General features: G+C 59.7%; 3 protein-coding genes and 1 pseudogene. 2 read left to right on the top strand and 2 right to left on the bottom strand.

From position 1 onward, the window contains the following. Both murD and NW809_RS11395 read left to right on the top strand, forming a co-directional pair. The coding region (gene murD / locus NW809_RS11400; protein ID WP_414402183.1) for a UDP-N-acetylmuramoyl-L-alanine--D-glutamate ligase at positions 1-1,331 on the top strand (1,331 nt) is incomplete at its 5' end. Then, entirely contained in the window at positions 1,276-2,400 is a 1,125-nt protein-coding gene (locus NW809_RS11395; RefSeq protein WP_414402182.1) for an FtsW/RodA/SpoVE family cell cycle protein, read from the top strand. The genes murD and NW809_RS11395, both read left to right, overlap by 56 nt. A gap of 14 nt (positions 2,401-2,414) precedes the next feature. On the opposite strand, the gene NW809_RS11390 is transcribed toward NW809_RS11395, so the two are convergent. Together NW809_RS11390 and NW809_RS11385 are read right to left on the bottom strand one after the other, a co-directional pair. After that, positions 2,415-2,792: a hypothetical protein gene (locus tag NW809_RS11390; protein WP_414402181.1), complete on the bottom strand. Its 378-nt coding sequence runs from the start codon at positions 2,790-2,792 to the stop codon at positions 2,415-2,417. A gap of 113 nt (positions 2,793-2,905) precedes the next feature. Further along, positions 2,906-3,440, bottom strand: a pseudogene (locus NW809_RS11385) (hypothetical protein); the annotation flags it as partial.

Here is a 3,440-nt window from a genome sequence, read left to right as displayed (position 1 = left end):
GGGTCTGGGACGAGCAGGATTCGGAGCTCTTGCGGCAACGGCAGGCGGAGCTGGAACGGGAAGGGATCCCTGTCCACTTGGGCCAGCCTTTTCAACTGCTGCCGGGAGTGAAGCAGGTGGTGGTCAGCCCGGGCATTGCCTGGGATCACCCGCTGCTGCAAGAGGCGCGGCGGCAAGGGATCGAGGTGGTGGGAGAGGCGGAGCTGGCCTGGCCGTTTCTTGAGCACCTGCCTTGGGTGGGGATCACGGGCACCAACGGCAAAAGCACCACCACGGCCCTGGTGGCGGAGATGTTCAAGGCGGCAGGGCTCGAAGGGATCCCTTGCGGCAACATTGGCTTGCCCCTGTCCCAAGTGGCTCTGGAGACTTGGCAAGGGCAGCGTCGGCCAGATTGGATCGTGGCAGAGCTGAGCAGCTACCAACTGGAGGCCAGCAGCCGCCTGATGAAGAGCTCCCCTGGCAGCCCACCCCGCATTGGAGTGTGGACAACTTTCACCCCAGATCACCTAGAGCGGCACGGCACGCTGGAGCGCTATGCCAGCTTTAAGGCGCGGCTGCTGGAGCGGGCCCAGTGGCGGGTGGTCAATGGCGAGGACCCCTACCTCTTTCGCCGGCGGCGAGACTGGGAAAATACCTACTGGGTTTCGCTGCAGGATCCACAAGCGGATGTCTTCCTGCGAGGGAGCACGCTTTACATCCAGGGGGAGGCGGTGGCGGAGCTGGAGGACTTTGCTGAGCGCTGCCCTGGCTCACACAACTTGCAAAACTTGCTCTTGGCAGCAGCGGCTGCTCATCTAGCCGGGATCCCCAACGCTGCCGTTCAAGCCGCCATCCGCTCTTTTGCCGGCATGCCCCATCGGCTGGAACGGGTGGCCCAAATCCAGGTGGGATCTACCCCCATCCGCTTTGTCAACGACAGCAAGGCCACCAACTACGAGGCCGGCTGGGTAGCGCTCAACGCCCTCTCCCCGCCCATTATCCTCATTGCCGGGGGAAGGGCCAAACAGGGGGATCCCTCAGCCTGGCTGCGGCTTATTCAGGCTAAGGTGGCCCGCGTGTTGCTCATTGGGGAGGCTGCCCCTGCCCTGGCCCAGGCCCTCCAGGAGATCCGCTATACTGACCTCGAGATCCTGCCAACGCTAGATGTGGCGGTGGAAAGGGCTTTTGTAGCTGCTTGCTCCCTAGCGCAAGCCCTGGACAATCCGGCCCAGCCCATCACCGTCTTGCTCTCGCCTGCTTGTGCCAGCTTTGACCAGTACTCCAGCTTTGAGCACCGTGGCCACCACTTCCGCGCCTGCTGCCAAGCCCTTGTGGGATCCCTGGAATGCTGAAGCCCGCTGGCTGCGCTGGCTGACGCTGGTCTGGTTGGGGATGGGACTAGCGATGCTGTTTTCCGCCTCCTACCCGGTGGCGCAGCAGACTACCGGCGATGGCCTCTATTTCTTTAAGCGCCAGGTGCTCTGGTCAGGGCTGGGGCTGGTCTGCTTCACCATCCTAGTGCGCATCCCCTTGCAGCGCTGGTTCCCCTGGGCGGGGATCCTCTGCCTGCTGGGCATTGGCTTGGTCTGGGCCACCCACGTGCCAGGGCTGGGGGTTTCCCGCCTGGATGCCAGCCGCTGGCTGGATCTAAAGGTGATCCCGATTATTCAGCCTGCGGAATTGCTCAAGCCCCTGTTGGTGCTGCAGGGATCCTGGGTGTTTGGCCGTTGGTTTTACCATCCCCTCTGGTTTCGCGGCGTCTGGGTCGGGCTCTTTGCTTTGGCGCTGCTGGGGATCCTCATCCAGCCCAACTTGGGTACCACCGCCATCTGCGGCCTTACCCTCTGGGTCATGGCCTGGACGGCTGGGCTCCCCCTTTTTACCCTCTTGGCTACCGCGGGACTGGGGATCTTGGCGGCTGGGGTGAGCATTCTCAGCAAAGACTACCAGCGGCGGCGCATCTTAGCCTTTTTGGATCCCTGGGGGAATGCTCAGGGGGACGGCTACCAGTTGGTGCAGAGCCTTTTGGCTATTGGCTCAGGTGGCTGGTGGGGCAAAGGCTATGGTCTTTCCCTACAAAAGCTGTTCTACCTGCCCATCCAGTACACGGACTTCATCTTTGCTGTGTATGCAGAAGAGTTTGGCCTGGTGGGATCCCTTTTCTTCCTGGGGCTATTGAGCGCCTACACCTGGGTCAGCTTGCGGGTTATGCGGCGCTGTCTCGACCTGCCTGCCCAGCTGGTGGTCTGCGGCTGTCTGATGTTTTTGGTAGGGCAGGCACTGCTGAATATCGGCGTGGTCAGCGGCCTACTGCCGACTACAGGGGTGCCCTTGCCCCTGTTTAGCTACGGCGGCAGCTCGATCCTGGCGGGGCTGATCATGGCGGGGCTGTTGGTCCGGGCCGCCCGCGAGGTGGGCTAAGGCCTGTAAGCTTCTCACTCGGCAGCCAGTAGATAAAGACTTGGGGGTTCAGAGGGGATCAATCGGTAGGGATCCGCCTGGTTAATCTCTCGACAGAGGTGAGCAAAAGACTGGAGACCTTCGAGGCGCTCCGTGAGCTCGCTGAGGATATCCAAGTATTCGGCCAGGGCAGCTTGGGCAAGATACCAAGATTTGTCCAGCTCTTGGAAATAGGTCATCTGGAACTCGACGGAGAGGTTCTTTTCTCTGAGGAAGCGCTGCTCCGGCGTAAGGGCTGGGTCGAAGGGAGAAAGACGAGCAATGCGCTGGATGCGCTCGCTAGAGATGCGGCCAGCAAAGCCGGGAGCTTTGTACGTGTAGGCCGTCCGGAGCTGAGGCCGATCCGCTGGCAAGAGAGCTGCACACCACCTTTCGCTCAGTTCCCGAAAACGAGGAACCTCGAGGTTCAGGACATCAACAGCATCTTGAAGGTACCCATGTTTAAGCAGAAGCTGGGATTCCGCCGCTAGGGAAACTGCCCAACCCTTGAGAGCAATATCGCTGAGCAATAGGCAGTGGGCCTGGCGCTCAACAGGGATCTGATGGGCTTGGTCAGAGAAAAAAATTCGGATATTTCCTGTCCTTCCTCGATGCTGTTCTCGAGGTTAAGTAGCCACGACCTCAGCTCCTTATCACCTCTCGTAGAGGCTTTAATGAAGTTATAGCAGTCTTTAAAAAGAGAGCCGACCATCCACCGCCTGGTACTAGGATCTACATCCGACGCTTCAGAAGAGTTAGCTCCCCAGGCACATTGAGCATAAAAGAGTGCAATAGCAGAGAGAGGGACGATGCAAGGCGGCTCTGGAAGAGCCAGAATCTCCTGAATTTCTTCCCTCAGCTCCTCGATCCTTTGCTCTAGAGGGTTGTCGGTTTGATTCCGCATGTCAACCCTGTTGAGCAAGAAGACCATCAAACTGGTTTGACCTCTGAGAAACTCTACGACATCCTTTAGCTCTCTCAAGAGAGTTTCCCGTCCTTGCCAATCTGTCTGAGAGTAATCC

The sequence above is a fragment of the Synechococcus sp. WC101 genome (genome assembly GCF_047461555.1).
Lineage (GTDB): Bacteria > Cyanobacteriota > Cyanobacteriia > Thermostichales > Thermostichaceae > Thermostichus.
This window is presented reverse-complemented; position numbering and strand designations above follow the sequence as displayed.